The 5,937-nt window shown below is 78.5% G+C and carries 5 protein-coding genes; 3 read left to right on the top strand and 2 right to left on the bottom strand.

Features of this window, described 5'->3' with window-relative positions; translation table 11 throughout:
* The first annotated feature begins 39 nt into the window (after nucleotides 1–39).
* The 3 genes from dnaG to VER05_RS18060 all read left to right on the top strand — a co-directional run bounded on the left by dnaG (nucleotide 40) and on the right by VER05_RS18060 (nucleotide 3,506).
* On the top strand, nucleotides 40–2,334 hold the full coding sequence (dnaG, locus tag VER05_RS18070; protein WP_324846699.1) for a DNA primase: 2,295 nt from the start codon (nucleotides 40–42) through the stop codon (nucleotides 2,332–2,334).
* Nucleotides 2,335–2,423: 89 nt separating this feature from the next.
* Nucleotides 2,424–2,951, top strand: coding sequence for a DinB family protein (locus tag VER05_RS18065; RefSeq protein WP_324846698.1), 528 nt, complete (start codon nucleotides 2,424–2,426; stop codon nucleotides 2,949–2,951).
* A 48-nt stretch (nucleotides 2,952–2,999) separates the two neighbouring features.
* Nucleotides 3,000–3,506, top strand: coding sequence for a phosphoribosyltransferase (locus VER05_RS18060; protein ID WP_147793900.1), 507 nt, complete (start codon nucleotides 3,000–3,002; stop codon nucleotides 3,504–3,506).
* Nucleotides 3,507–3,529: 23 nt separating this feature from the next.
* Here the strand turns inward: VER05_RS18060 and VER05_RS18055 are convergent, their stop codons facing one another.
* Together VER05_RS18055 and VER05_RS18050 are read right to left on the bottom strand one after the other, a co-directional pair.
* Nucleotides 3,530–4,192 (bottom strand): response regulator transcription factor, encoded by a 663-nt coding sequence (locus tag VER05_RS18055; protein WP_324846697.1) that lies wholly within the window; start codon nucleotides 4,190–4,192, stop codon nucleotides 3,530–3,532.
* The coding region (locus VER05_RS18050; protein ID WP_324846696.1) for a sensor histidine kinase at nucleotides 4,189–5,937 on the bottom strand (1,749 nt) is incomplete at its 5' end. The genes VER05_RS18050 and VER05_RS18055, both read right to left, overlap by 4 nt.

The following is a 5,937-nucleotide window of genomic DNA, read 5'->3' as shown; positions in this document are numbered from 1 at the left end:
CCGCCCGGATGCACTCGCCGCGGCACCTAGGATCGACCCGTGGCGGGACGGATCAGGCGGGAGGACGTGCAGACCGTCCGCGAGCGCGCGCGGATCGAGGACGTCGTCGGCGAGCACGTCGCGCTGAAGACCGCCGGCGTCGGCTCCATGAAGGGCCTGTGCCCGTTCCACGACGAGAAGTCGCCGTCGTTCCACGTCCGCCCGCAGGTCGGGCTGTACCACTGCTTCGGGTGCGGCGAGGGCGGCGACGTCATCGACTTCATCCAGAAGATCGACGGCCTGCCGTTCACCGAGGCGGTCGAGTACCTGGCCGGCCGCGCCGGGGTCACGCTCCGCTACGAGGAGGGCGGCGGCCCGCGGCCCGGGCACGAGCCCGGCAAGCGGCAGCGGCTGCTGGAGGCGCACCGCGTCGCCGCCGAGTACTTCGCCGAGCAGCTGCTGTCCCCGGAGGGCGCGACGGCCCGGCAGTTCCTCGCGGAGCGCGGCTTCGACCGCGCGGCGGCCGAGCAGTTCGGCATCGGGTACGCGCCCCAGGGCTGGGACCACCTGCTGCGGCACCTGCGCGGGCGCTCGTTCACCGAGGCCGAGCTCACCGCCAGCGGCCTGATGAGCCAGGGCAACCGCGGGCTGTACGACCGGTTCCGCGGCCGGCTGGTGTGGCCGATCCGCGAGGTCACCGGCGACACCGTCGGGTTCGGCGCGCGCCGGCTGTACGAGGACGACCAGGGGCCGAAGTACCTCAACACCCCCGAGACGCCGCTCTACAAGAAGTCGCAGGTGCTCTACGGCATCGACCTGGCCAAGCGGGAGATCGCGAAGAACAAGCAGGTCGTCGTCGTCGAGGGCTACACCGACGTCATGGCGATGCACCTGTCCGGGGTCGGCACGGCGGTCGCGACCTGCGGCACCGCGTTCGGCTCGGACCACGCGCGGATCGTGCGGCGGCTCATGGGCGCGGGAGGGGCCGGGTCGGGCATCCAGCTCGCGTCGGGGGAGTCGGTCGGCGGCGAGGTCGTGTTCACCTTCGACGGCGACTCCGCCGGCCAGAAGGCCGCGATGCGCGCGTTCGGCGAGGACCAGGCGTTCAGCGCGCAGACGTTCGTGGCGGTGGCCGAGGGCGGCATGGACCCCTGCGACCTGCGCCAGGCGCAGGGGCCCGACGCCGTGCGCGCGCTGGTGAAGACCCGGCAGCCGCTGTTCGAGTTCGTGATCCGCACGACGCTGCAGGGCTACGACCTGCACACCGCCGAGGGCCGGGTGGCCGCGCTGCGCGCCTCCGCGCCGATCCCCGGCGGCATCCGGGACGCCGCGCTGCGCCCCGAGTACACCCGGATGCTCGCCGGCTGGCTCGGCATGGACATCGAGACCGTGCAGCGCGCGGTGCAGCAGGCCTCCCGCGGCGGCGGCCGGTCCTCGTCGGGCGGCCGGGACGCGGGGCGCGGGGCGCCTTCGTCGGGCTACGGCCAGGGCGGCTACGGCGCGAACGGCGGCCGGTCGACCTTCGTGCCCCCGGGCCCGGAGGAGGGCGGCTGGCGCCGGGACGGCGGGCGCGGCGGCAAGGGCGGCGGGCGACCCGGCGGCGGTGGCGGCCAGGGCGGCGGCGGCCGGGGCCCGGGCGGCGGGGGCGGCCGGTGGGACGACCGTCGCGGCGGTGGCGGGTTCGGCCAGGGCGGCGGGCGCGGCCCGTCGAACCCCGGGCAGGGCTACGGCCAGCGGTTCGACGAGCCGCCGCCCGAGCCGTACGACGACGCGCCCCCGCACGACCTCGACCAGGCCGGGCCGGGTGCCGGCGCGCCCGCGGGCGCGACCGCGCTGCCCGCGCCGCAGATGGCGATGCCCGACCCGCGCGACCCGGTCACCGCGACCGAGCGGCGCGCGCTCGAGGCCGTGCTGCAGATGCCGGACGCCGTGCCGCCGGAGTTCGACGACCTGCCCCCCGAGGCGTTCAGCGCGCCCGCGTACCGGGCCGTGCACGCGGCGATCCGCGCCGCGGGCGGGGCCGCCGCCGCGCGGGCCCGGGTCGCGGCCGAGGGGCCGGGCGCGGCGGTCGGCTGGGTCGAGGCGGTCCGCGAGGAGGCCGCGTCGCCGGTCGAGGGCCTGATCACCCGGCTCGCGGTGGCGCCGCTGCCCGAGGACCGGCCCGACCGGCTGCCCGGCTACGCCCGCGGGCTGGTCATGGCCCTGGTGGAGATGGAGCTGACCCGGCACATCGCCGACCTGCGCGGCCGGCTGCAGCGGATGGACGGGCAGGCCGACCCGGACGGGTACCGGGCGCTCGCGGTCGAGCTGATGGAGCACGAGAACCGGCGGCGGGCGCTGCGCGAGAGCGCCTGACGCCGTCGGCGGGCGCGGTCGCCCGGCGCGGCCGCGCGACCGCGCCGCTGCCACCCGGTCCCTGCGCGCCCCGGCGGTACGGTGCCGGGATGGAGCTGTGGGGCGCCGCGCTGTACGGGGAGCCGTGCGGGGAGTGCGGCTACACCTGGGCCTGGACCCCGGTCGAGGCGGTGCACGCCGTCTCCGAGGTCCCCGGCCGGTTCGCCGCCGTCCTCGTCGGCGCGCCCGAGCCCCTGCGGCACCCGGACCTCGGCTGGTCCACCGCCGCGTACGTCCGGCACGTCGCCGACAACCTGGAGACCTGGGCGTACCGCCTGGACGCCGCGCGCTGCGACGGGCGCACGACCACCGCCGGCTACGACCCGGACGCCCTCGCGGCGGCGCGGGACTACGCGCACGCGACCGTCGGGGCGTCGCTGCTGGCCCTGCGGCGGGTCGTGCCGGGCTGGGTCGACGCGGTGTCCGCGGCGCTCGCGGAGGGCGTGGTGCTCGACCACGCCACCCGGGGGCCGCAGCGCGCCGAGGACGTCGCCCGGAACAACGCGCACGACGCCCTGCACCACCTGCACGACGTCCGGCGGATCGTCGAGCACGCCGCGGCCGTCACCGGGTCCTGACAGCCCCGCGCAACCTGGCGCACACGTGCGGCGGCTAGCCTGACCGGCATGACGACTGCGGAGGCCGCACCCGGCCAGGACCTGCCGGACGAGCGCGAGATCCTGGGCTGGGACGAGTTCGGCGAGGCGGCGCGGGACCTCGCGCGCGCGGTGGTGGCGTCCGGCTTCGAGCCCGACGTCGTGGTGGCGGTCGCCCGGGGCGGCCTGCTGCCCGCCGGCGCGCTGTCCTACGCGCTCGGCCTCAAGGCCTGCGGCACGCTGAACGTCGAGTTCTACACCGGTATCGACGCCCGGCTCCCCGAGCCCGTGGTGCTGCCGCCGCTGCTGGACAACGCGGCGCTGGTCGGCCGGCGGGCGCTGGTCGTCGACGACGTGGCGGACACGGGGGAGACCCTGGCGCTCGTGCAGCGGCTGGTCGCCGAGCACTGCGAGGAGGCGCGGACGGCGGTGCTGTACGCCAAGTCGCACTCGATCGTCGCGCCGGACTTCGTGTGGCGGCGGACGGACCGGTGGATCACGTTCCCCTGGTCGGCGCAGCCGCCGGTCACGGACTGACGCCGGCGGCGCCCGCCGAACCCTCAGCCGGTCACCGCGCCGCCCAGGCCCTCGGCCCGCGCCCGGACGATCGCCGCCGACCGGTCCGGCACCTCCAGCTTGGTCAGCACGTTCGCCACGTGGTTCCGGACCGTCTTCGCCGACAGCCCGAGCCGCCGCGCGATCACCGCGTTGTCGTGGCCGCCCGCCACCAGGTCCAGTACCTCGCGCTCGCGGTCGGTCAGCCGGGGGAACGGCACCCGCACGGCCGTGCGCCCGCCCAGGACGTAGGCCATCGCCCGCTCCGCCACCGAGGGGCCGAGGATCATCTCCCCGGCGGCGACGGCGCGGACCGCGCGCTCGACCTGCTCGGGCGGCGCCGACTTCACCAGGTACCCGCGCGCCCCGGCCCGGACCGCCGCGACCACGGCGTCGTCGTCCTCGTGCATGCTCATGACGAGCACGGCTGCCCCCGGGCGGGCGGCGACGACCTCCCGCGTGACGTCCACCCCCGACCCGTCGCCCAGGTCGAGGTCCATGATCACGACGTCCACGCCGGGGGCGCCGCCGCCGGTGAGCAGCGCGCGCGCCTCGGCGGCCCCCGCCGCGGTGCCCACGACCTCCACTTCCGCGAGGGACCCGAGCAGCGCCGCCATGCCGATCCGGAACACCGGGTGGTCGTCGACGAGCGCGACCCGCACCGTCACGTCGGCACCGCCTCGGCGGCGCCCGCCCCGGCCGCCACCCCGGCCCCGGCCGCGCGACCCCCGTCCGCCCGAGCGGCCCCCGCCCCGGTCGCCGGCGCGCCCGGCACCAGCGGCAGCACCGCCCGCACGAGCGTCCCCGGCGCGGTGTCGACCACGTCCACCCGCCCGCCCAGCTCCTCGGCCCGCTCCCGCATCGACCGGGTCCCCACGCCCACGGCGTCGCCGGCCCGCGCGGACCCGGCGGCGGGGCCCGGCCCGCGCCCCGCGTCCGCGCACCGCACCTCCAGGGCGTCCGCGGACCGGCGTACCTCGACCCGGCAGCCGGCGGCCCCCGAGTGCCGCTGCGCGTTGCGCGCCGCCTCGCTCAGCACCCCGTACGCGGCGGCCGCGACGACCGGGTCCAGCGCCCCGGGGTCGTCGCCGGCGACGTCGACGGCGAACCCCTCGCGCCCGAGCCGCTGGGCCAGGTCGTCGAGCGCCGGACCGAGCCCCTGCTCGTCGAGCACGGGCGGCAGCAGGCCGCGCGCGAGGTCCCGGACGTCCTCGACCCGCCGCTCGGCCTCGTCCCGCAGCGCGGTGAGCGCGACGCGCGCGGCCTCGACGTCCGCGGGCCGGCCGCCGTCCAGCAGGTTGACCGCGCCCTGCAGCCCCAGGCGCATCCCGGACAGCCACGGCCCGAGCCCGTCGTGCAGCTCGCGCCGGACCGCGCGGCGCTCGCGGAGCCGGGCCGAGGTGGCGGCGTCCCGCGCGCGCTCCAGGTCCCGGGCCCCGGCCGCGAGCGCCAGGCCGGCCGCCACGACGGGCGCGAGCTGGTCGAGCGCCGCCCGGCTCCGGGCGTCCAGCCGCTCGCCGGGCGGGGCGGTGACGGCGAGGTCGCCGACGACGTCGCCCGCGCGCTCGACCGGCACGCGGACCGGCTCGGACGTGGCCGACCCCCAGGAGGCGGCGAGCGGGTCGGCGCCCCGGGTCGCCAGCCGGACCGACTCCAGCCGGAGCGACTCGCCGACGCCCGCAGCGAGCCCGGCCAGCAGGTCGGCGGACCCGCCCGGCGTCGTCAGGCTCCGGCCGATCCGCAGCGCGGCTCGTCCCGGGTCGGTGGCGTCGCCGTAGACCAGGTGGCGCACCCGGGCCTGCAGCCAGCCCCGCACCGGCTGGAGCAGCAGCACGACGCCGACCGCCGCGGCGACCTGCGCGCCGGGCGTCGTGGTGCCCGCGAGCGCCGACACGCCCGCGGTGACCAGGGCGTAGACCCCGGCGAGGGTGAGGGTCAGCAGCGCGGCGACCGTCGCCCGGCTGATCGCCAGGTCCAGCCCCCACAGCCGGTTGCGCAGCACCGTCACCAGCAGCGCGGCGGGGAACAGCGCCTGGCAGACCAGGTGGCTCACCGGCACGGCGAGGAAGGCCGCGGGCCCCGGGTCGACGAGCAGCAGCGGGACGAACGACAGCGCCATGATCGCGGTCGCGACGGCCAGCAGCCCGAGCCCGCGCCGCTCCGCCTCGGGGCCGCGGCGGTACCGCCACCCGGTCGCGGCGGCGGTGACCAGCCCGGCGACCACGACCAGCGCGATCGGCCCCCGCGCGTCCGACATGGGCGCGAGCAGCCGGGTCCCGGTGAGCAGCACGGCGGAGCCGGTCCCCAGCGCGACTCCGACCCAGGCCGCCGGCCCGAGCCGCCGGTCGCGCGCCAGCCACGGCACGACGGTGAACAGCGCGACCGTGCCCGGCACCCAGACCCAGCCGAACGC

This window comes from Cellulomonas sp. (assembly GCF_035634735.1).
Taxonomy (GTDB): Bacteria; Actinomycetota; Actinomycetes; order Actinomycetales; family Cellulomonadaceae; genus Cellulomonas.
This window is presented reverse-complemented; position numbering and strand designations above follow the sequence as displayed.

Bases quoted from the DNA above. Each gene is read 5' to 3' on its own strand.
- VER05_RS18065 (WP_324846698.1), top strand. From the start codon at position 2,424: ATGGAGCTGTGGGGCGCCGCGCTGTACGGGGAGCCGTGCGGGGAGTGC.
- VER05_RS18060 (WP_147793900.1), top strand. From the start codon at position 3,000: ATGACGACTGCGGAGGCCGCACCCGGCCAGGACCTGCCGGACGAGCGC.